The 21,238-nt window shown below is 68.1% G+C and carries 18 protein-coding genes; 4 read left to right on the plus strand and 14 right to left on the minus strand.

Annotation, left to right across the window (positions count from 1 at the left end):
- Positions 1 to 49 precede the first annotated feature (49 nt).
- Positions 50 to 724, plus strand: coding sequence for a DsbA family protein (locus RIB98_11445; GenBank protein MEQ8841587.1), 675 nt, complete (start codon positions 50 to 52; stop codon positions 722 to 724).
- Entirely contained in the window at positions 721 to 1,509 is a 789-nt protein-coding gene (locus RIB98_11450; protein ID MEQ8841588.1) for a maleylpyruvate isomerase family mycothiol-dependent enzyme, read from the plus strand. The genes RIB98_11445 and RIB98_11450 overlap by 4 nt, the downstream gene beginning before the upstream one ends.
- 37 nt (positions 1,510 to 1,546) lie before the next feature.
- Here the strand turns inward: RIB98_11450 and RIB98_11455 are convergent, their stop codons facing one another.
- The gene (locus tag RIB98_11455; protein ID MEQ8841589.1) at positions 1,547 to 3,802 is read right to left on the minus strand and encodes an arylsulfatase; all 2,256 of its coding nucleotides are present in this window, start codon (positions 3,800 to 3,802) and stop codon (positions 1,547 to 1,549) included.
- A 9-nt stretch (positions 3,803 to 3,811) separates the two neighbouring features.
- Positions 3,812 to 5,074, minus strand: a complete 1,263-nt coding sequence (locus RIB98_11460; GenBank protein MEQ8841590.1) for a DUF2254 domain-containing protein — start codon at positions 5,072 to 5,074, stop codon at positions 3,812 to 3,814.
- A gap of 59 nt (positions 5,075 to 5,133) precedes the next feature.
- On the opposite strand from RIB98_11460, the gene RIB98_11465 reads away from it, so the two are divergent.
- The gene (locus RIB98_11465) at positions 5,134 to 6,174 is read left to right on the plus strand and encodes an LLM class F420-dependent oxidoreductase (protein ID MEQ8841591.1); all 1,041 of its coding nucleotides are present in this window, start codon (positions 5,134 to 5,136) and stop codon (positions 6,172 to 6,174) included.
- Here RIB98_11465 and RIB98_11470 read toward each other — a convergent pair.
- The 9 genes from RIB98_11470 to RIB98_11510 form a co-directional block, all read right to left on the minus strand.
- Positions 6,167 to 6,676, minus strand: a complete 510-nt coding sequence (locus RIB98_11470) for an SRPBCC family protein (protein ID MEQ8841592.1) — start codon at positions 6,674 to 6,676, stop codon at positions 6,167 to 6,169. The two genes, RIB98_11465 and RIB98_11470, sit on opposite strands and share 8 nt — an antisense overlap.
- A 123-nt stretch (positions 6,677 to 6,799) precedes the next feature.
- Positions 6,800 to 7,384 (minus strand): superoxide dismutase, encoded by a 585-nt coding sequence (locus tag RIB98_11475; protein MEQ8841593.1) that lies wholly within the window; start codon positions 7,382 to 7,384, stop codon positions 6,800 to 6,802.
- 79 nt (positions 7,385 to 7,463) lie between these two features.
- Positions 7,464 to 8,369, minus strand: a complete 906-nt coding sequence (locus RIB98_11480) for a hypothetical protein (GenBank protein MEQ8841594.1) — start codon at positions 8,367 to 8,369, stop codon at positions 7,464 to 7,466.
- 56 nt (positions 8,370 to 8,425) lie between these two features.
- A complete protein-coding gene (locus tag RIB98_11485; protein MEQ8841595.1) occupies positions 8,426 to 9,811 on the minus strand; it encodes a glutamine synthetase family protein in 1,386 nt (461 codons plus the stop codon).
- Positions 9,798 to 10,979, minus strand: coding sequence for an iron-containing alcohol dehydrogenase (locus RIB98_11490; protein ID MEQ8841596.1), 1,182 nt, complete (start codon positions 10,977 to 10,979; stop codon positions 9,798 to 9,800). The genes RIB98_11485 and RIB98_11490 overlap by 14 nt, the downstream gene beginning before the upstream one ends.
- A 20-nt stretch (positions 10,980 to 10,999) precedes the next feature.
- Positions 11,000 to 12,631 carry an S-layer homology domain-containing protein gene (locus RIB98_11495; GenBank protein MEQ8841597.1) on the minus strand — a complete coding sequence of 544 codons (1,632 nt, stop codon included), beginning with the start codon at positions 12,629 to 12,631 and terminating at the stop codon, positions 11,000 to 11,002.
- A gap of 47 nt (positions 12,632 to 12,678) precedes the next feature.
- Entirely contained in the window at positions 12,679 to 14,247 is a 1,569-nt protein-coding gene (locus RIB98_11500; GenBank protein ID MEQ8841598.1) for a hypothetical protein, read from the minus strand.
- On the minus strand, positions 14,232 to 16,040 hold the full coding sequence (locus RIB98_11505) for a hypothetical protein (GenBank protein MEQ8841599.1): 1,809 nt from the start codon (positions 16,038 to 16,040) through the stop codon (positions 14,232 to 14,234). The genes RIB98_11500 and RIB98_11505 overlap by 16 nt, the downstream gene beginning before the upstream one ends.
- Before the next feature lie 134 nt (positions 16,041 to 16,174).
- Entirely contained in the window at positions 16,175 to 17,248 is a 1,074-nt protein-coding gene (locus RIB98_11510; GenBank protein ID MEQ8841600.1) for a trypsin-like peptidase domain-containing protein, read from the minus strand.
- 116 nt (positions 17,249 to 17,364) lie between these two features.
- Between RIB98_11510 and RIB98_11515 the strand changes: the two genes are divergently transcribed.
- On the plus strand, positions 17,365 to 18,189 hold the full coding sequence (locus tag RIB98_11515) for a hypothetical protein (protein ID MEQ8841601.1): 825 nt from the start codon (positions 17,365 to 17,367) through the stop codon (positions 18,187 to 18,189).
- Between the two features lies 1 nt (position 18,190).
- Here RIB98_11515 and RIB98_11520 read toward each other — a convergent pair whose 3' ends face one another.
- Genes RIB98_11520 through RIB98_11530 form a run of 3 tightly spaced genes read right to left on the minus strand, consistent with a single transcriptional unit; the run spans position 18,191 to position 21,164 of the window.
- Positions 18,191 to 19,201: an FHA domain-containing protein gene (locus RIB98_11520; protein ID MEQ8841602.1), complete on the minus strand. Its 1,011-nt coding sequence runs from the start codon at positions 19,199 to 19,201 to the stop codon at positions 18,191 to 18,193.
- Positions 19,201 to 19,989, minus strand: a complete 789-nt coding sequence (locus RIB98_11525) for a serine/threonine-protein kinase (GenBank protein MEQ8841603.1) — start codon at positions 19,987 to 19,989, stop codon at positions 19,201 to 19,203. The genes RIB98_11520 and RIB98_11525 overlap by 1 nt, the downstream gene beginning before the upstream one ends.
- Positions 19,986 to 21,164 (minus strand): sulfite exporter TauE/SafE family protein, encoded by a 1,179-nt coding sequence (locus RIB98_11530; protein MEQ8841604.1) that lies wholly within the window; start codon positions 21,162 to 21,164, stop codon positions 19,986 to 19,988. The genes RIB98_11525 and RIB98_11530 overlap by 4 nt, the downstream gene beginning before the upstream one ends.
- Between the last annotated feature and the right edge of the window lie 74 nt (positions 21,165 to 21,238).

Raw genomic sequence — 21,238 nt, forward strand, 5'->3', positions numbered from 1 at the left:
GTTTGCCTGACAGTTTCTCTCGCGGGCAAGCCCCGGCTACCGTCGGAGCATGGAGATCGCGTTCCACTTCGATGTGATGTGTCCCTGGGCCTACCAGACCTCGAAGTGGATCCGTACCGTCCGCGAGATGCGGTCCGACACCGAACCGATCGAGATCGACTGGCGGTTCTTCTCGCTCGAGGAGATCAATCGGGAAGAGGGCAAGAAGCATCCGTGGGAGCGCGAGTGGTCCTACGGCTGGGGCATGCTGCGGGTCGCTGCCATGCTGCGCCGCACGTCGATGGACGACTGCGACCGCTTCTACGAGGCGGCCGGCCGTGCGCTGCACGAGGAGGGCCGCAAGCCTCACCGGCCCGAGGTGGCCGAGGAGATCTGTCGTGAGATCGGCGTCGATCCCTCGGTGGTGGCGGCGGCGATCGCCGATGCGACCACCCACGACGACGTGAAGGCCGATCACGACGCGGTCGTCGAATCGGGCGGCTTCGGTGTGCCGACGATCATCTTCCCCGGCGAGCGCCACGTCTACGGCCCGGTGGTCGTGCCCGCGCCGATCGGGCAGCAGGCGATCGACCTCTGGGATCTCACCGTCGCCTACGCGAAGGTCGACCATCTCTACGAGTTGAAGACCCCGAAGACCGACGACGACATGCGCCACATCGCCAACGTGTTCCAGCCGTATTTCGAAGCCCGCGAATGGGAGAGCAAGGAGAAGCCCGCCCGATGAACTTCACCCTCCAGGACTACATTGCCGCGCACGAGCAGCTGTTCGCGTTCTACAACGACCTCACCGGCCGCCTCACCGACGACGAGATGGCCGTGCAGTCGTTGTGCCCCGATTGGAATGTCCGTGACGTCATCGCTCACGCCATCGGCATCGAGGCCGTGCTGACCGGCTGGGCACCGTCGGCGGAGACCGGGCCACCGTTCGAGCGGATGGGTGAGCTGAGTGCGGCGGCCGAGTCGATGAGCCGAAGTGAGTTCGCCATTCGGGTGCAGGAGATCACCTCGAGTCGAATGGCCGACCTCGACCGTCTCGCGCCGAGCGTGGTCGACACGCCGTCGCTGACCCCGGTGGGGGTCGCCACGTACGGCCGCTTTCTCCAGGTGCGCGTGTTCGATCTGTGGATTCACGCGCGGGACATCGCCATCCCGTTGGGCGAATCGCTCGACGATGGTGGCGTGGCCGCCGAGATGTCACTCGAAGAGGTCGACACCGCCATCGGCTACATCGTGGGCAAGAACATCGGCCTGCCCGAGGGCAAGTCGATCGTCTTCGACATCGTCGGGCCGGTCGACCGGACGATCGCGGTCGCCGTCGACGGCCGCGCCACACGAGTGGATTCGGTCGACGACCCCGACGCCGTGGTCACCACCGATGTCGGCACCTTCGTGATGCTCGCCGCCGGCCGTATCGATCCCCAGACCCAGATCGACACCGGCAAGGTCACCCTGTCCGGCGACCAGGAATGGGCCACCCGAGCCGCCGAGAACCTCGCCTACACCCGCTGACCCGTCCCCCCGGTGTCTGACACCGGCGGGACGGGTGCTATTGGCGGGAGAGTTCGGTGCGCATGTCGGACTCGCGGGATTCGGCGTCCTGGCGGGAGAGCAGTTGGATCTCGACCTGGCGCAGGGTGGCGCCGTAGGGATTGGCATCGGCGTAGGCCCGGCTGACCGGCGAACCGAGGTCGCGGCCGACCGATGCGCCGACCGACGAGATCGTGCCCATCACCCAGGGGATCTCGCCGCCGCCGACGGGGAGGCCGTCGACCGACAGCTGGGCGAGAGCGCGACGACCGGCGACGCGGATGAATTCGACACCGAGCCGCGTGGCGCCGGGGGGTAGGCCGACGCTCGAGCGGATCACGGTGTGGTCGTCGAAGGCGTTGTAGTCGAGCACCAGTTCGCCGCGATCGACGAAGAACGAGATGCCACTGTTCTCGGTGCCGGTCGCGAACAACACCCCGTCGGCGATGCCGTCGACGGTTGCCGTCATCGACCAGCTCCGTCCGCCGAGCGGCACGCCGGCCTGCATCGGCAGCATCGACATCGGCGGCTTGTAGACGTAGCGCATGTCGGTCGGGTGGGGCGAGTGTTCGCGGAACCGCGCACCGAAGAGTTCGAGCATGCGGTCGTCGAGCGGGAGAACGCCGTGGGTGTCGGCCTCCTCGAACCAGAGAGCGACCATCTCGCTGATCTTGTCGGGCATCTCGGCGGCGAGGTCGTGGCACTCCGAGGGATCCGCGTCGACGTGGTAGAGCTCCCAGACGTCGTCGTCGAACGACGTGCCGGCGACGTGACGGGTGACGGCCTTCCAGCCGTCGTGCCACAGCCCCCGGTGGCCGGCCATCTCGAAGTACTGGATCTCCTTGCGGGTGGGAGCGTCGGCATCGGTGAACGTGTAGGTCATCGGCACACCGCTGACCGGAATCTGTTCGAGGCCACGGCGTTGCGCGGGCGCCTCGATCCCGAGCAGGTCATAGAGGGTCGCGGCGACGTCGTTGACGTGGTGGAACTGCCCGCGCAGTCCGCCGGCGTCGGACACACCGTCGGGATAGTGGACGATCAGCGGCACATGCACACCACCTTCGTGGGTGTTCTGCTTGTACCACTTGAACGGGGTGTTGCCGACCTGGGCCCATCCCCACGGGTAGTTGGTGTGCGAGTGGGGGCCACCGATCTCGTCGAGGTGGGCGACGGCGTCGTCGGGCGTCTCGAGGATGCCGTTGAAGAACTTCATCTCGTGGAGTACTCCGAACGGGCCGCCCTCCTGTGACGCGCCGTTGTCCCCCAGCACCATGATGACGGTGTTGTCGAGCTCGCCGAGGTCGCGGAGGTCGTCGACCAGTCGACCGATCTGCACGTCGGTGTGGTCGAGGAAAGCGGCGAACGCTTCCTGGAGTCGGCAGGCCAGGACCCGCTGGTTGTCGGGAAGGTCGTCCCAGGCGTCGACACCGGGGTTGCGGGGCGCCAGCTCGGTGTCGGGCGCGGTGACGCCCAGCTCGATCTGGCGTTCGAACCAGCGCTGGCGGACGACGTCCCAACCCTCGTCGTAGCGGCCGCGGTACTTCTCGAGGAACGCGGCGGGTGCCTGGTGGGGGGCGTGGGTGGCGCCGAACGCGCAATAGAGGAAGAACGGCTTGTCGGGCCGAATCGACTTGGTGTCGTGGACGAAAGCGATCGCGTGGTCGATCATGTCGACGCTGAAGTGGTAGTCGTCGTCGGGCGACGTCGTCGGCGGGTCGATGTGGTGGTTGTCGTAGGTGAGCGACGGGTTGAACTGGTCGGTCTCACCGTCGAGGAAACCGTAGAACCGGTCGAAGCCGCGCTGGAGCGGCCATTGGTCGAACGGCCCTGCGGCCGAGCACTGGTCCATCGGGGCGAGATGCCATTTGCCCACCGCGAGCGTGGCGTAGCCTTCGTCGTGGAGGACCTCGGCGACCGTCGCGGCGTGGTTCGAGATGTGCCCGGTCATGTGGGGGAAGCCGGTGTCGAAGTTCGACACGGCCCGCATCCCGACGGTGTGGTGGTTGCGCCCGGTGAGCAGGGCGGCCCGCGTCGGTGAGCACAGCGGGGTGACGTGGAAGTTGGTGTAGCGGAGACCACCCGCGGCGAGCGCATCGATGTTGGGCGTGTCGATGTCGGACCCGTAGCAGCCGAACTGGGAGAAGCCGAGATCGTCGAGCAGCACGATCACGACGTTCGGTGCGTCGTCACCGGGGTGGGCCGCAACTGCGAAGTCGGGTGTCGAATCGGCGATCGTCGTCCCGATCGTGCCGTTCCACTCGCCGTAGTTCCTCATGCTCGGACCCTAGGATGGCAAAGTATTGTCTGCAAGAGTGACAGAAGATTCCGCGATGATCCGTCCGGCCATTGCCCGCAGGGGCTCGATGGGCCCGGGGAGCCCCCGCCGCAGCGTCTCGGATTCGAGCAGGCGCAGCGTGCGCAGCAGCGTGATGGCGACGAGCGGTTCGTCGACCCCGTGATGGCGGATCGGATCGAGTGCGGCATCGAGGTGGTCCTCGTGGACGAACCGGCGTTGGATCAGTCGTCGACCGTCCAGTTCCGTGACGTCGGCGGCCAGCGGCGACTCCCACAGGGAGAGGAGAACGGCACCGAGGTGGACGACGATGTCGTTGGCGGTGTTGGGATCGTTGACGCCGGGGGAGAGGGCCCGCAGGGCGATGTCGACCATCTGGAGCACGCCGAAGCCGACGTCGGACTGCATCGTCCGGGTGTCCCCGAGCGCGAAGTGCTCCCGCATCGCGACGCACCGGTCCTCGTCATCGGGCGGCGGTGAGATCCACGCAAGAGGTGCGTTTGCCGGGACGAACTCGCCGACCGACGCGGGAAGGTAGATCGTCGAACCCTTCGGCGCGCTGCGCAACAGCGAACCCGTGTCGATCTGCTGGATCCATCCCATCTGGCGAGCCTCGATGGCGAACGCGTCGGTGGGCGGCGCCAAATCCTCCTTCGTGAGCGGTACCGGCGTGTCGCCGACCGACTCGGCCGCCGACTCGTTCGAGCGATGGATCAGCTCGATCGTCTCGTTGGACAGTTTGGTGGCGATCGAACCGACGCGGAGCTTGTCGGTCAGATGGTCGACCGACCGGACCACGGCGATCAGCGAGACGATTCCGAGGATCACGGCGAGGATCACCGAGAAGTGCGGGGTGAGGGCGTCGCCCTCGCTGAGGCTCCGGGTCTCGCGCAGGACGAGCAGGCAGTAGACCGTGGTGCCGAGCACGACCCCGATCGACCGTTGCTGCGTGCGATCGCCGATCCAGTTGCGCACCGTGCGAGGCGAGAACTGGCTGCTGGCCAACTGCACGGCCACCATCGTGAGCGACAACAGCAGGGTGATGGATGCGATGAGACCGCCGGCGATGGCCGAGAGGATCGCTCGCCCGCTGTCGACCGTGGTCTGCAGCGTCCGCGGGAGGTCCTCGTCGCCGAGGGCGGCGTCGAGTTGCAACATCACCTGGGCGAGGGCGACTGCACCGAGGGTGAAGAGGGCGGGGACGAACAGGAGTCGGTGCCGCACCTGGTCGAGCACTTGGCGAAGACGGACCATGCCGCAGCGTAGGCCGGACTCGGGTGGCGAGCCGCAAGGGTGGCGGGCATGCTGGGGCGATGAAGCTCTCGATGACCCTCAACTACTCCGGCGACCCACGGGCCGCGGCGGAAGAAGCCGCGCAGCTCGAACGGGCCGGCGTCGACGTCGGCTGGGTCGCCGAGCTCTACAGCTTCGATGCCGTGTCGATCCTGGGCTATCTGGCGGCGAAGACCGAGACGATGGAACTCGGCTCGGCCATTCTCCCGATCTACTCGCGCACCCCCACGCTGACGGCGATGACGGCGGCCGGTCTCGATGCGGTGTCTGACGGGCGCTTCATCCTCGGCATCGGCGCGTCGGGCCCGCAGGTCATCGAGGGCTGGCATGGCGTGCCCTACGACAAGCCGATCGGTCGTCAACGCGAGCTCATCGAGATCTGTCGCAAGGTGTGGCGCCGCGAAGTAGTGGTCCACGACGGGCCGAGCTATCAGCTTCCCCTCCCCGAGGATCAGGGCACCGGTCTCGGCAAGCCGCTCAAGCTGATCAACCATCCCAAGCGGGCCGACATCCCCATCTACATCGCGTCGCTCGGCCCGAAGAACGTGGAAGTCACCGCCGAGATCGCCGACGGCTGGATCCCCGTGTTCTTCCATCCCGACAAGGCCGAGTCCGTGTGGGGCGACGATCTGGCCAAGGGGCTGGCCAAGCGCGACCCGTCGTTGCCGCCGCTCAACATCGTGGCCGGCGGCACTGTCGCCATCGTCGACGACGAGGTGAAGGCCCGGGAGATCCGCGATGGCGGTCGCTTCATGACCGCGCTCTATGTCGGTGGCATGGGGTCCAAGGACAAGAATTTCTACAACAACATCTTCCAGAAGTACGGCTACGAGGAAGAGGCCGAGAAGATCCAGGATCTCTACCTCGCCGGCCGCAAGGAAGAGGCCATGGCCGCGGTGCCGCAGGACTTCCTCGACGCCACCGCCATGGTCGGGTCCGAGAGCCAGGTCCGCGAGCGCATCGAGGCCTACCAGGCCGCCGGCGTCACCCACCTCCAGGTCACCCCCGCCGGCGGTGATCGCCTCGGCCTCATCGAGAAGATCAAGACCTGGATCAGCTAGGTGGGACGCTGGGGTCAGACCCCCGTCCCAACTTGCGTCCGAGGTTGTCGAGAGCGGCGCCGAGGTTCTTCGCCATGGGACCTACGGCGCGCTTCAGAAGGAATGACAGCGGAAACTTCGCGTCGATCCCCATCTTGTAGGTGACCGAGCTGGAGCCGTCGCCCAGATCCTCGATGGTGACCAGTTCGCTCATCGAGTCGAGGCCGGGGAGCGTGGTCCGGAGCACGACGAAGCCCCAGCGTTCGCCTGGTTCCCAGACGTTGAACTCCTCGTCGATCGACACTCGCTTGTTCAGGAACACTCGCCGGTTCGACCCGACGCCCTCGGGCGTTTCGCCATAGCGCTCGACCTCGCTGATTGCATCGAACCACTCCGGCCAGGACTCGTGGTCGGCGAGTGCCTCGAAGACCCGGTCGGGTCGTGCGGGGAGCACACGGCTGGCACTGGTCTGGAACGGGGCCGAATGGATCCACTCGGGTGGCTGTGGACTGAGCTTGGGCATGGCGCACTGTCGCACGCGGCCTACGGTCGGGTCCATGCACGAGTTCAGCGACCGCCAGCGGACCACCGCGATCGGCGGGGTCGGACAGAAGGTGGGACGGGGGTCTGACCCCGGTGTCCCAACTCAGGACTGGTAGTTGGTGGCGACGAAGTCCCAGTTGAGGAGGTGCTCGATGAACGCGTCGACATAGGCCGGGCGGGCGTTCTGGTAGTCGAGGTAGTAGGCGTGTTCCCACACATCGATCGTGAGCAGGGCCGTCTGGCCGTGGGCCAGAGGGGTGTCGGCATCGTCGGTCTTCACGATGGCGAGACCGTCGCCCTCGCGCACCAGCCAGGTCCAGCCGGAGCCGAAGTTGCCGGTCGCGTCGGTCTTGAACTGCTCCTTGAAGTCATCGACCGATCCGAAGCTCGACTCGATCGCGGCCGCGAGTTCACCGCTCGGGTCGCCGCCACCGTCGGGCGACATGCAGTTCCAGTAGAACGTGTGGTTCCAGACCTGGGCCGCGTTGTTGAAGAGTCCGCCCGGCTCGGCGGTGCGGATGATGTCCTCGAGCGGCGTGTCGGCCTTGTCGGTGCCCTCGATCGCGTCGTTGAGCTTGTCCACGTAGCCGGCATGGTGCTTGCCGTAGTGGAACGAGATCGTGCGTTCGCTGATGTGGGGGTCGAGTGCATTCTCGGCGTAGGGCAGCGGGGGGAGTTCGATGGCCATGACAGGCTCCTTGGAGGGGGGAATTTCCTCAGGATAGCCTGTCGTATTTCCCATGCCGAGTCGGCGACGAGAAAGTGCGTCAGGCCGCCCGCTGCCACGGGGCCAACACCTCGGTCAGTGCCGACGGAGTGAGGTCGAGCGGCGCCCGTACGACGATCATGGCCCGGGTGTCGACGTCGCCGACCCACAGATTGGTCGTGTCGTCGGTGGCCAGCAGCCAGAGCCGCAACCCCACATCGGGGGCGTACTGCGAGAGCGCGGTGCCGGTGTCCCAGCGAGCGCGAGCCGCGGCGAGGTAGTCGTCCCCGGCCGGGCTCCCGCTCGAGGCGATGAGCCAGAGCTCGCCCGCCGCCGTGCCGTCGGCGAGGATCAGGGTTCGGACCGCGAACGGCTGTGTGGTCTCGATCAGTTCGATGTCGACCGCACCGCCGAAGGTGGCCAGCTGGGGTGGGTCCAGGGAAGCGAGCGTGAACTGCCCGGGGAACGCGGTGAGGAGTTCGTCGACCCGTCCGATGTCGGTCGTGAAGTCGAGCGACGGATCGAGGAGGCCACCCCCCACGAGGTCGAGCGGCGGCGGGCTCTCCCACGGCGAGAGGCCCTGGCCGACCTCACGGGGCGCGCCAGGGACGAACCCGCTGGCCGGCCGGGCACCGCCGGCAACCGAGGGGGCGGGCTCGGATGTGGTCGGTCGCGGTGCCACGGTGGTGGTCGACGCCGGTGGCGGGAGTGGGTTCGCGTGGGGAGCCGGATCGGATCGGTTGAGGGCGAAGCCGATCGCGGCAACCAGCGCGAGGATCACGACGGCACCGACCGCCACTTGGCGGACTTCCTCGTGGGCGAAGAACTCGGCGCGCGATCGTTTCGGTGCGGGTGGTGGCGCGATGACCGCGTCGAAGGTCGACTTGCCGCAGATCGAACAGACCGAGGTCTGCACGATGGCCCGGCAATGGGGACAGATCTGGAGCGCCGCGGAACTCACAACCATCCGATCGGCGCGATCTCAGTCGAGTGTGAGGAAGTCGTGTCCCTCGGATGCGTGCGTCAGATGCGTTCGAAGTAGCGCCGCATCTCCCAATCGGTGACGGCGGCGTCGGCTGCGGCGATCTCCTGGGCGAAATGATGGCCGTAGTGCGCCACCACCTCGTCGCCGAGCAGCCGGCGGGCATCGGCGCTGTTGACGAAACGGTCGTGGGCGGCATGCAGGGTCGACGGCACGGTGGGCGCGATCGCGTCGCGGTACGCATCGCCGGCGAGCTCGGCCGGCGGCTCGATCTGATTGCGGATGCCGTCGAGTCCGCTGGCGATCGCGGCCGCATACGCGAGGTAGGGGTTCACGTCGGCCCCGGGGATGCGATTCTCGATGCGCAGCCCGTTGCCCGTGCCGACGATGCGGAAGCCGGCCGTGCGATTGTCGGTCGACCACGCGATGCGGGTCGGCGCCCAGGACTGGGCCTGATAGCGCTTGTAGCTGTTGACCGTGGGTGCGTAGCAGACCATCAGGTCGGCGGCGTGACGCATCCAGCCACCCAGGAACCAGCGGAACAGGTCGGAGTGGGGGTCCCCGACGAAGGCATTGCGGCGCTCGTCGTCGTCATTGGTTTCGCCAGCACTGACTTCATCAGCGCCGCTCTCCCACAGCGACAGGTGGATGTGGCACGAGCTCCCCGGCTGGGCTGCGTCGGGTTTGGCCATGAACGTCACGCTCACGCCCTGGGCATCAGCGAGCTCCTTCATCGCCTGCTTCATCACGACATGACGGTCGGCCATCGTGAGGGCATCGGCGTAGCGCACGTTGAGTTCGTGCTGTCCGATCGCTGCCTCGCCCTTGGAGTTCTCGACCGGGATCTCGCTGTCGCGTAGCGCCCGCCGGGCCGCTCCCACATAGTCCTCGACCCGTGACGCCTGCAGCAGGTGGTAGTCCTCGACATACCAGCCCGCCGCCTCGAGGTCCCGATAGCCCTTGCCGTGCGCGTCGCGATAGCTGTCGCGGAAGATGAAGAACTCGAGCTCGGACGCGGCTGCCGCGGTGAACCCGGCGTCGCTCAGCTCGGCGAGCTGGCGGCGAAGAATCGAACGGGGTGCGACGGCGACGGGTTCGTGGGTGGTGGTGTCGACGACATCGCAGAGAACGAACGCGGTGCCTGTCGTCCAGCCGGCCCGCCGCAGCGTCGTGAGGTCGGGCACGAGATGGAAGTCGCCGTAGCCGCGCTCCCAGTTGCTGTAGGCGAAGCCCTCGACCGGTTCCATCTCCATGTCGACGGTCAGCAGGTAGTCGCAGGCGTGGGTCCCGTCGTCGACGCCGCTGTCGAGGAAGAAGTCGGCATCGAAGCGCTTTCCCAGCGTGCGGCCGTAGTGGTCGGTGAAGCCGACGACCACCGAGTCGATGGCGCCGTCGTGCACCTCCTGACGGAGTTCATCGAGCTGCATGAAGGGTCCCTTCACAGGCTGCCGAGAACACAGCCTCGGCGAATGGTCGGTCGAACAGGAGTGGGTTGCCGCCGGCCGACGGGTCGACGATCGCGGCGGCGACGATGTCGTCGGCTGCTCCCGGGTCGACCCCGAGGGCGACGAGTGTGGGCGGTACGTCCATTGCGTCCCGCAGGGCCAGCAGGTGGTCGAGGAAGCCGTCGAATCCACCGGCGATGCCGGCATACGCGGCGAGACGGTCGATGGTCGGCTCGATGGCGACCCGGTTGGCGTCGAGCACGTAGGGCATCACCACCGCGTTGGTCATGCCGTGGTGGGTGTCGAACCGGGCGCCGATCGGATGGGACAAGGCGTGCATGCCACCGAGACCCTTCTGGAACGCCACGGCGCCCATCGCCGCGGCGACCAGCATCTGGCCCCGGCTCTCGACGTCGGTCGGGTCCGCAACCACGAGCGGCAGGTGTTCGAGGACCAGCCGACAGCCCTCCATACCGATGCCGTGCGACATCGGGTGAAAGCCGGGTGCGCAGATGGCCTCGAGTGAATGCGACAGGGCATCGAGGCCGGTGCCGACGGTGAGCACGCGGGGCAGCCCCAGCGTGAGCTCCGGATCACAGATCACGGCCTTCGGGAGCATCGCCGGGTGAAAGACGATCACCTTGCGATGTGCCGCTTCGTCGATGACCACGCCGGCCCGGCCGACCTCGCTGCCGGTCCCGGCGGTGGTGGGCACGGTGATGACCGGCGCGATCGCTGCCGTGTCGGCGCGGGTCCAGTTGTCACCCACGTCCTCGAAGTCCCAGACCGGCCGCGTCTGCCCGGCCATGAAGGCGACGACCTTGCCGACGTCGAGGGCCGAGCCCCCGCCGACGGCGACGACGCCATCGTGATCGCCGGCCCGGTACGCGGCGACCCCTGCGTCGATGTCGCGGCCGACGGGGTTGGGCCGCAGGTCGTGGAAGGTGGCGTGAACCAGGCTTCCGAGCGCATGGCGGACGGTGTCGATCACCGGCAGCGCGGCGAGACCGGGATCGGTGACGATCAGGGGCCGGGTGATGCCGGTCTCGCTGCACAGGTCACCGAGTTCGGTGACGCGGCCGGCGCCGAAGCGGATCGGTGTCGGGTAACCCCAGTTCGCGCCGACGGGCGTTCGTTGCGGCGGCGGCATGGGCCGACGTTAGATGCCGGTCACTCCAGCGTCGATCCACTGACGATCGGCGCGCCGCGCCCGAGGTAGAAGATGCCGGGGTAGCCACGGGTCTCGAATCCCCGGCTCTCGTTGCGGGCCAGGGTGGAATCGGTGATCACGAGATTGCCGGTCCGGTTGTTGCTCACGTAGAACACGCCGCCCCCACCCTCGTTGGCCGCGTTGTCCTCGATGACCGTGTCGATGAGCGTCAGCGTGTAGGTGTTGCCGTCGTTGGCGATGGCGCCGCCGTTGCCGCCACCCGGCGTGCCGGCCCGCTGCGGGTTGGCGCCCCACCCCGTGGCGGCGTTGTGGGTGAGCAGGCTGTTGATGAAGGTCATCGACACACCGATGCTGCCGATGGCGCCGCCGTTGGAGCAGTCGTTGGCTTGGGCGGCACCCCCGCCGAATGTCGTGTTCGTGATGTAGACGGGCTGGGTGTCGTACTGGCTGAACACCCGCACGGCGCCGCCGGCGACGTCCGGACCGGTCTGCGCACACGTGTTGCCGAAGAAGCGCGAGTTGACGATCCTGAACCGACCCCCGCGCACCCAGATGGCCCCGCCGCCGCCGTCGAGATCGATGCCGTGGGTGGTGGCGTCACCGTCGACGAACGTCAGGTTCTGGACCGTCAGCCGGGGGTGATCCTGGTTCTGGCAGTGCGACGTGGTCCAGACCTGGGCCGGGTCGCAGGTGTTCATGTAGAGGATGCGGCGCTCGCCGCCACCGCTCAGGGTCACGAGTCCGCCGCCGTCGATCACGATCTCGGGGCCGGTGTCGTTGACCACCTTGGCGGTGGCCTGCATCTCGATTGTGATGGGGTCGGGCCCGCAGTCGAAGGTGATGAGGCCACCCTGGGCGACCGCACTCACCACCGCGGCCGAGGTGCAACCGGCCGGCGACCCGTTGCCGATCACGACATCGGGCGACGTGGTGTCGACCGCCGCCGCGGCGGCGGGCACCGGTGCCGTGCCGGCCGGATTGCCGGTGTTCGGGAGGGGTCGGGGTGGCACGTCGACGATCTCGAGTTGGAGGGCGCGGGTGAGGAAGGTGGCCATTTCGGCGCGGGTGACGGGTCGGTCGGGGCTGTAGGTGGTGGGGGTGGTGCCGGTGGTGATGTTGGCGGCCTTGAGGCGTTCGATGTCGTCGTGGAAGGTGCCTGCGGTGTCGGTGAACCCCGAGGGTGCGGTGGCGGCGGGTAGTGAGAGGGCGCGGTTGAGGAAGGCGGCCATTTGTCCGCGGGTGACGGGTTGGTTGGTGCAGTAGAGGGTTGGTTGGCAGCCGGTGGTGATGTTGGCGGCCTTGAGGCGTTCGATGTCGTCGTGGAAGGTGCCTGCGGTGTCGGTGAACCCCGAGGGTGCGGTGGCGGCGGGTAGTGAGAGGGCGCGGTTGAGGAAGGCAGCCATTTGTCCGCGGGTGACGGGTTCGTCGGGGCAGTAGCGGGTGGGGGCGCAGCCGGTGGTGATGCTTGCGGCTTTGATGGCTTCGATGGCGTCTTCGTGGATGTTGCCGTCGTCGTCGGTGAACGTTCCGCCGGGTGGGACTGTGTCGGCCGCCCCGGACGGGCCCGCCACACCCAGAAGCGACGCGAGCATCGCGAGTACGAGCAGAGGGGGACGGAGGTGAGCGCGCATCCGACTCCAAGCATCGACCACCCGCCGGGACGACTTTATTCGAGTCATCACGGCTCGGAGGGCGATGTCGGTTGGTCCAGCGGAGCCCGCACGGTGGTGACCTCGATGTCGGGTTCGAAGCCGGGTCGATCCGTCCATCGATCGATGTCGACCCGCAGGACCCAGCGGTCGGGGTATCGGGTGGCGATGCGCTCGTCGCGGGTCGGCGCACCCTGGAGTGCGAAAACGACCGACCCGTCGATCGACGGCGTGTTGCGAAGAAAGCCCCAGGGGTTCAGCAGGAACTCGCCGTAGATCGGCGGGAGAAAGACGAGTGTCGGACCGTCGAGGTCGGTCGTCGCCCCCGCGACGACCGCGGCCAACTCGGACCGCTGGGATGAGCGGTCGCCTTGTTCGGCCAGGCGCGGCACCCCCACCGCAAGGGTGAGAACCGCGGCCGCAGCGGCCGCCGCCCACCGCAGAGATCGGTTCTCGCGCCCGAACTCGGCGATGCCGGCTCCCCCGGCGAGGGCGAATCCTGCGACCATCGGGAGGAAGTAGTACGGGCCGAGGAAGAGTCCGCCGTCCCACACGAACACGGTGAGATAGCTGCCCCAGAAGATCGAGTAGCCGATGGGCCAGACCACTAGGAGCGCGCCGATCGCTGCCCAACCGGTTCCTCGTCGCCAGAGGTGGTGCACACCGAAGCCGACCCCCACGAGTCCGCCGCCCCCCCAGCCGAGTACGAGCAACAGGTTTCGTCCGGTGGCCGCGAGGCCACGGGCGGGAGTGAAGTCGATGGTCGGATCGGTGGGGAGAGCACGGCGGGGACCGAAGCCGAGTTTGTCCATTGGTTCGAGGAGGTTGAACGGCAACTGGAGGAGCTCACCGGTCACCGCGAGGTTGAAGGCCAGTAGCAGACCGATCGGCAACGCCGCCCCGAGGATGGCGGGGGGCGCCAGCGACCGCATGCGCTCACCGAGGTCCTCACGGTGGTCGATGCCGAGTCCGATGAGGATCGCCGCGCCCCACAGCACGGCGTCGTAGGGGCGGGCGAACAGCGCCAGTCCCCACAGCAGACCGGCGAGGGCGGCGAGTCGGGCCGATCCTCGACGTGCGGCGTACACAGCAGCGGCCGCGCTGAACAGTGCCAACGAGAGACTGGTGCCGTAGGGCAGGTAGGTGATCGACAGCTGGATGAACAATGGCGACGCGGCCATGAGTGCCGCCGTGGCCGCCACGCCGTTGCGTTCGAAGCCCAGGGCACGGGCCAGCGCCGCGATCCCGAGTATCTGTGCGGCGGCAATGGCGCCGAGAGCGAGACGGGCGGAGCCGGCCGCTTGGCCGAGGGCGAGGACACCGGCGTGCGCCGGTGTGTACTTGAGGATGTACCGGCCGTCGTCGATCACGGAGAACCACGGGACGAAGGCCTCCGGGTCCTCGGCCGGGGCGGGCAGCGTCAGCCGACCTTCGCGGAGCGCGTCGGCCTGGAGCAGGTAGATGCCCTCGTCGGAGTTGGACGAGAGCTCAGGGAAGAGCCAGGCCGATCCGAACATCGCCCACAGCGCGGCGAGCGTCGCCACCGCGAGCGGAAGTCCGAAGAAGCGAACCCGAGGGTCGGTCAGCGTCGCACCCACACGAGCGCGCCCTGCTGATCGAACCACGCATAGGTGATGTAGCCGTCGGCGACCGCGCCGGCGTCGATCGATCGGGCCACCGGCAGGGTGACGTCGTCGTCGAACATGGCCGCCGGGGGTCCGGCCGTTGTCGTCGTGGTGGTCGTGGTGAGCTGCGGGTAGGTGACGGTCGGATACGTCGGCGGTTCCCAGTCGTCATCGATGGTGTAGCCGTTGGCATACGCGCTGACGCCCGCGATGCCCCACGAGAGCGGACGGTCCCACTCGACATCGAATTCCAGCGTCCCGTCGCATTCCTCGTAGAGATAGGCGTAGGTGTCGCGGATCACCCGTCGGTCGTACTGCTGGGCCGACAACTGGAGATCGACGGTGACGGGCTCCTCGCACTCGACGGTGCCGCGGATGCCGGCACGGGTGACGGTGTCGAACGTGATCCGGGAGTCGGGGTTCCGGTCGACGTCCTGGAGCGGTGCCCACAGCCACCCGCGGAGCCGGATCTTTTCGGCCGCGCCGGCCTGGTCGTAGTAGTACTCGCCGATGTCGCCGTCGTACGCCTGCACGTTGGCGGACACGTGTAGTTGGGCGTTGCCGGTGTGGAGCCGTCCGTTCGCGGCCCGCAGGGGCACCGACATCACCGTGCGACCGTCACACTCGGTGATCTCGATGTCGCCGTAGCCGTAGATGCTGTCGAGGCCGGCCCACTGGGTCACCTGCACCGCGAGCGAGGCGTATTCCGGGGGGTCGTCGGCGGTGATGGGCCGGTCGCAGGTGAGAGCCACGCGGACCTTCTGGCTCCGGCCGTAGCCGGTGATGCCCAGAACCTCGATGCGGAGATCGCTGCCGGGTTCGTTCGCGTCGATGTAGGTGGGCACCGGGGTGCGGCGAACGCGGAACTCGCCTTCCTCGATCGTCGAGACGCTCTCGAAGCCATCGCTCGTGTAGCCGAAGACGTAGTAGGTGACGTCACCACGTCCGATCCGACGCGAGCCGGGCTCGAGCGTGACCTCGAACTCGGTCGGGCCATCGCTGCACGGTGGACTCTCCTGGTAGAAGCTCACGTAGCCGTAGGCAGATCCGTACAGCCCGTCGATCTCCTGTTGGAGCTGCACATCGATCGACAGGTCGACGGCATTGGTGCAATCGACGAGCAGGGTGGCGGTGTCGGCGCCGATCTCGACGACGTCGATGGTGAGCGTCGGGGGTGGGACAGGCGGGGCGTCGGGATCGAAGGTGATGGACGCGTAGGCCGCTTCGGTGGTGGACATGCCGTCGGCGCCGAGCACGCCGCCGGCGATCACGCAGGCGGCGTCGGGCTCGGCGCAGTCGACCTCGCCGGCGTCGGGAGTGGTGATGATTCTTCGCACCCGCAAGTCGGTGCTCAACGAGCCGGTGCCGTCGGTGGAGCCAAACGCCACCGTCGAGAGGTCACAGGCGTCGACGCCGCTGGGCGTGTCGGGGAGGCTGAAGGCGACGCCGGAGCACTGGACGATCCCGAACGAGCGGTTGGCCTCGAAGAGGAAGCCGTCGATGTGGACGATCTGGCGGTCGACGAGATCGTCGGTCCGGTCGACCTCGAAGTAGGCGTCGCCGAGCAGGGGATTGCAGCCGTAGCCGCCCGGGCCACCGCCGTAGGCGTAGGCGTAGCATTCGTCGGGTTCGGTCTCGAGCGCGCCGATGGCATCGACGACGAACAGTCCGCCGAGGAGCAACATCGCCACCCAGAGCAGCCCGACGACCGCCTTGCTTCCGGGACTGTGTCCCTCTTGGGTCGTCGCAGCCGCCGCAGCACTCATTGCCAAACCCCCATCTGGTTGGAACGACTCTCGCACAAGCGGTGACGGCTGTCACCGGACCGGGCTGAAACGCGAACGATCCCGGGACGACGGGCGAGCCGTCGATCCCGGGATCGTGCCGGTCTTCGGGGAGATCAGCCCCGCTCGATGACGAACGCCGACTCGGTGTTGTCGAGATGGATCACCTCGACCCGCAGCGGCTCGTCGGCGGCACGGCTGCGCAGCACGTCGCAGTATCCGGCCTTCGTGCCGTCGACACCCACGGGGAGATCCTCGAGCTCGACGATCAGGTCACCGGCCCGGACACCCGCCCGAGCGGCAGGCGAGTCGGTTTCGACGGCCAGGACCAGGATGCCCGCACCCTGAATGGCCACACTGTTGAGACCGAGCCACTCGACGTCGTTTCCGGCCACGAGTTCGGTGATGATCGCCTTCGCCTCGGCGGCGCTGATGGCGAAGTTCTGGCCGGCGTCGTTGCCGGCGTAGTTGACGCCGACGACTCGGCCGCCCGGATCGACGATCGGGCCACCGCTGTTTCCCGGGGTCGTGAAGGCGGTGTGCTCGATCGCGTTGTCGACGGAGGCGAAGTCGGACTCACCGGCGGCTCGGGCCTTGGACACGACGCCTTCGGTCACGGTCACCTCGGGATCGCCGAGGGGGAAGCCCACGGCAAAGATGTCGTCGGGAACCTCGGCGGACCGACTCGCCCAGTCGAGGAAGGGGACGTCGGCGCCGCCGACCTCCACCACGGCCAGGTCGGAGCACTCCGATGCCGCCACCACCCGGCCGTTGCGGGGGCTGGCCTCGCCGGCCACGTGGACCTCGACGGTTGCGGCGCCGACCACCACGTGGTTGTTGGTCACCAGGAGGCCGTCACGGCTGATGAAGAAGCCCGACCCCGAGCCGGCGAAGGGAGTGTCGAAATCGAAGGCGTCGGGATCGAGGATCCCCCCGGTGGTCTCGATGCGAACGACGGCGGAATCGACGTCGTCCCACTCGGAGACCTGACCGACCGCAGGACTCTCGGCGCCGGCCTCGGGGTCGGGTGCGGGATCGTCGGCCTGCTGATCGATCTCGGCCATCTCGATGAGACCCCCGGCGTCGAGTTCCTGCACGGCGGTGTCGTCGCCGCAGGCGCTGACGATGAGTGCGGCGCCGACCAGTACGGCGAGTGTGCGGGTGGCGATTCTGGGGTTGTTCGTGGTCATTTTCTCGGCCCTTCCATTCAGTCGGCCATTCGATGCCTCGTCCGGTGGTTTGGTTCCCGGATTGCTGAACTTCTTCCCGGTGGCGCTCGGTGGAAGCGCAACGCTACGATCACGGCGTGGGCGAGACCAATTGGTGGGAGGACCCGGTGGTGGGTAATCCCACGCCGACCGATGGGGCCGACGACCCCCCGCCGGAGGATCCCCCCGAAGCCGCTCCGAAGGACGCTGCGCACACCGTTGCCCCGGGGCTCCTCCCCCCTCCGGTGCCGGCCGGCCCGCCGCCCGCGGTCGATGCGGGTCCGCCGCCGTCGCCCGTCGTCCCTGCGACGTCGGGTGGTGCACCACCGGCCCCGCAGGTCTCGTCGTCCGGTGGTTCGACGGGCGTGCTGCGCATCGTCGTGGGTGTGCTCGTCGTGGTCGTCCTGGTCGGGGCGTTCATCGTGCTCGCCAGCGATGATGCAGGGAGCCCGGCGTCGACCGACCTCGAGGAACTCGCGGCCGGTTTCGACCGCATCGGTGACGAGCTGGGTGTGGCCGAGCTGACCGGTGAGGAGCGACCGTCGCCGGGCGATCTCGGACTCGATGATCGCTTCACCGAACCGCGGACCTGGCGTACCGCCGACGGCACCCTGGTGGTTGCCTATGCGCGATCCGGCGATGACGACGATCGGGTCCGTATCGAACAGTCGGGTGCCATTGCCGGCGACCAGGTCGCCGCCGCCGGCGACGGCGCAAGTGTCGTCGCCGACGAACTGATCGAGACCTCGCCCCCCATCCGTCTCACCGAAGTCGAGACACCGGGGACGCCGTCGATCCGTTCGGCGACGGGGTACGCGGCCACCGGTGCCGTCGTCGTGGTCGGCGCGATCGATGATGCCGACGGGCGGGTCGACCTGCCCGGCCTGGTCGCTGGCGTGATCGAGGCGATCGACGCGACCTGAGTCAGCGGATGTCGAACCGGGCCAGTCGCAGCTCGGTGTTGCCGACCCTGATGTAGGCCCCATCGGTGAGTTCGTGGTCCTCTCCTTCGCCGACGGGGATCCACGGGGCTCCGGAACCGGATCGCACGAAGGTGCCCAGGCGCGATCCGAGGTCGCTCACCGACAGGCGCCAGTCCTCGACGCGGATGAGTGCGTGCCGACGGGAGATGACGGCGGCCGGGTCGGGGATCGCCACCGGGATGGCCGAACCGTCGATCACCCGCGGGTCCTCCTCAGGGGCTCGACCGATGACCGCGCTGCGGGTGAGGACGTGTTGGGCGGACCCCAGCGCGAGCGAGGCGAACGGAAGTCGGGGCCCGCTGGTGAGTATCCGGCTGATGTTCTCGAGCGAGAGCCCGTCGATGTGGCAGAAGCGGGCCACGGGGTTGACGAGATGACCGCGTGGACACAGCACGCCCTGCACGATGGGCAGCCCTTCCTCGGGCGGCGCGTCGGACGGCGACGCGATCGTGATCGGCATCGGATCCCGTTCCTTCCGGGCCGGCTCGGCCAGGTCGATGCTGGTCGGTCGGTCGTCCAGCTCGGCCCACCACGGACGGTCCGATGGCGTTGCGGCGGCCCCGACCTCGAGACCGGCCGCAGCCCAAACCCCCGGCGCGGCGGCAGTCGGGTCACCGCTCGCGCCGATGGTGTGGTGTCGGTCGAGGGGGAGCGGAACGGTGGGTGTGTCGGTCGAGGGACCCCCGGTCGAGACGACCTGCAGACCGTCGTAGCGGTGGATCACGGGACCGTCGTCGCCGGCGAGGATGACCCCACGAGGGCCATCGAGCCCGCGCATCACGGTGTCGGCGTCGCCGGGGCCGACCGGTGCGTCCACGAGCTCGAGCAGCTGACGCATGTAGCCGTCGGGAATCGCGTCCGGCCCGGCCAGGAACACCACGCCGTGATGGCCGACGACGGCGATGCCGCGTCCGGGTACGAGGCGGATCTGGTGGAGATCGAGTTCGGTCATCACGTCAGCTCCTCGGCTGTCGAGTCGAGCGCATCGGCGAGCGATGCAGCGGTCGGATGGCGCGACGCGGGATCGTCGGCCACGCAGCGTTCGATGATCGCACGGACCTCGCCGGGGAGCGCCGGGTCGATCACCGGCGGATGGTTGACGACATGACGAAGACGGTCGAGCACGCCGGTCGAGGCGAGCGGCGGCCGCAGACTCGCCGTCGACAGCACCGCGTGAAGGGTGAGTCCCAGTGACCAGACATCAGAGGCCCGGGAGGCGGCGCCACCCATCGCGACCTCGGGGGCCACGAAGTCCGGTGTGCCCCGGGGGCCATAGGCCGACGCATCGCCGCCGGGCAACACCTGGGCCAACCCGAGGTCCATGAGACGACCGCGGTGACCGTCGCGTGCGATGGTCGCGGGCCGGATGTCTCGATGGGCGACCCCGAGGCCGTGGAGCGCGTCGGCGCCTCGCGCCGCGTCGGCCACGATCCGCAGCGTCGTGGCGGTGTCGAACGTTCCATCGGCAAGCGTGCCGTCGTAGCGACGCATCGCGTAGTAGAGGACGCCGTCGGAGTATCCGGCGTCGACGATCTCGGCCAAGCCGGGGTCGTCGAGCTGCGCGTAGAGCCTGATCTCGTTCGACAGGCGCCGGAACTCGTAGTCGCTCGCCGACCGATCGAGGATCTTGACGACGAGTTCGTCACCGGCGCCCGAGTCGGACGTGGCGGTGTAGAGCGTGCCGTAGTTCGCAGGGCCCAGCTCGGCAACGATGGTGTAGCCGGCGATTCGCGTGGTCATTTCTGGTCGCCCTCGGTGGGGTTCGTCGGAGTCTTGCGTTTGAGCGCTTCGGCCAGTGAGTCGTCGACATCGATGCGATCACCTCCGACCACGTCGACGGGGCCGTCGGTGAGTGAGGCCCGGCGCTTGCGAGCCATCGCCAGCAATGCGGTCACGAGGAGCACGCCGAGCGCACCGGACACGGCGAGCACCGCGTCGCTACGGAGTTCTTCGAGGAAGATGATCGTGGAGAGGACTTCGAGCGAGGCCAGGGCCACGACCAGTCGAACGAGATGACGGTCCCGCATACGCGACGCGAGCCAGGCGCCGAGCGGCGCGCCCCACGCCACGACGGGCACGGCGGCCAACCACAGACCGAACAGATCGAACCTCGTTGCCTCGAGCAGATCCCCTTGATCGGCGAAGACCGTCTTACCGTCGACGCTGCGGACGGCGTCGCCGCCGAGCTCGGTCACCGACGAGCCGTCGAGGGTGGTTGCCAGCTGGCCGTCGTACAAACCGAGCACGAGCAGGCCGACAATCGAGACCGCGGCCATCGCCATGACGCTGGTCGGTACGGCCACCTGGGGGCTGACGCCGAGCACCACGGCGACCAGTACGTAGAGGACCACATCGGTGCCGGAACCGGTCAGCGACGAGATCACCCCACCGACGAACAACGCGGTGACCAGCAGGATCCTGACTCGCATCGTGGAGGCGAGCGAGAACCGACGTTCGATCAAGGGCGCCCGGTATTCGAGCCACAAGGCGGCGGCCATCGACGCGATGAGGACTGTGAAGAGGACCTTGACCCACGGACCGGGAACCCGGCTCGGCCAGTAGGGCAGGTCGGGGTCGCCGAGCACGTAGAGGCCGAAGAGAAAGCCGATCACGGCGGCCGGGATCCCCCACATGAGGGCCCGTCGTTCGACCGGCTTGCTTCGGGCGGCGATCGCCAGCGACGCCGTACCCATACCGATGGTCTGGATCGACAGGGAGAAGGTGCGCGCCACTTCGGCCGGGATCTCGAGGCCCTTCGTGAACACGGGGAAGGCCACCGCGCCGCCGCCCTGGGGTGTCGATCCGGCGACGAACGAACCGAAGATCATCGTGACGGACGCGATCAGGTTGTCGCCGACCCGATCGATGTGGCCGGCGGCAAGCACGTAGACCAACCATCCGAGTGTGACGGTCACGGAGATGGCCCATGCCCGGCGATTCCCCCGTCGGGCGCGCTGGTCGCGATCTGCGGCCGCGGTGTCGACCGCAC

Source organism: Acidimicrobiales bacterium, from assembly GCA_040219515.1.
Classification (GTDB): Bacteria; Actinomycetota; Acidimicrobiia; order Acidimicrobiales; family Aldehydirespiratoraceae; genus JAJRXC01.

What these genes read in the sequence shown, in the direction of transcription:
- RIB98_11445 (MEQ8841587.1), top strand. Translation starts at nt 50, where the DNA reads ATGGAGATCGCGTTCCACTTCGATGTGATGTGTCCCTGGGCCTACCAG.
- RIB98_11450 (MEQ8841588.1), top strand. Translation starts at nt 721, where the DNA reads ATGAACTTCACCCTCCAGGACTACATTGCCGCGCACGAGCAGCTGTTC.
- RIB98_11455 (MEQ8841589.1), bottom strand. Translation starts at nt 3,802, where the DNA reads ATGAGGAACTACGGCGAGTGGAACGGCACGATCGGGACGACGATCGCC.
- RIB98_11460 (MEQ8841590.1), bottom strand. Translation starts at nt 5,074, where the DNA reads ATGGTCCGTCTTCGCCAAGTGCTCGACCAGGTGCGGCACCGACTCCTG.
- RIB98_11465 (MEQ8841591.1), top strand. Translation starts at nt 5,134, where the DNA reads ATGAAGCTCTCGATGACCCTCAACTACTCCGGCGACCCACGGGCCGCG.
- RIB98_11470 (MEQ8841592.1), bottom strand. Translation starts at nt 6,676, where the DNA reads ATGCCCAAGCTCAGTCCACAGCCACCCGAGTGGATCCATTCGGCCCCG.
- RIB98_11475 (MEQ8841593.1), bottom strand. Translation starts at nt 7,384, where the DNA reads ATGGCCATCGAACTCCCCCCGCTGCCCTACGCCGAGAATGCACTCGAC.
- RIB98_11480 (MEQ8841594.1), bottom strand. Translation starts at nt 8,369, where the DNA reads ATGGTTGTGAGTTCCGCGGCGCTCCAGATCTGTCCCCATTGCCGGGCC.
- RIB98_11485 (MEQ8841595.1), bottom strand. Translation starts at nt 9,811, where the DNA reads ATGCAGCTCGATGAACTCCGTCAGGAGGTGCACGACGGCGCCATCGAC.
- RIB98_11490 (MEQ8841596.1), bottom strand. Translation starts at nt 10,979, where the DNA reads ATGCCGCCGCCGCAACGAACGCCCGTCGGCGCGAACTGGGGTTACCCG.
- RIB98_11495 (MEQ8841597.1), bottom strand. Translation starts at nt 12,631, where the DNA reads ATGCGCGCTCACCTCCGTCCCCCTCTGCTCGTACTCGCGATGCTCGCG.
- RIB98_11505 (MEQ8841599.1), bottom strand. Translation starts at nt 16,040, where the DNA reads ATGAGTGCTGCGGCGGCTGCGACGACCCAAGAGGGACACAGTCCCGGA.
- RIB98_11510 (MEQ8841600.1), bottom strand. Translation starts at nt 17,248, where the DNA reads ATGACCACGAACAACCCCAGAATCGCCACCCGCACACTCGCCGTACTG.
- RIB98_11520 (MEQ8841602.1), bottom strand. Translation starts at nt 19,201, where the DNA reads ATGACCGAACTCGATCTCCACCAGATCCGCCTCGTACCCGGACGCGGC.
- RIB98_11525 (MEQ8841603.1), bottom strand. Translation starts at nt 19,989, where the DNA reads ATGACCACGCGAATCGCCGGCTACACCATCGTTGCCGAGCTGGGCCCT.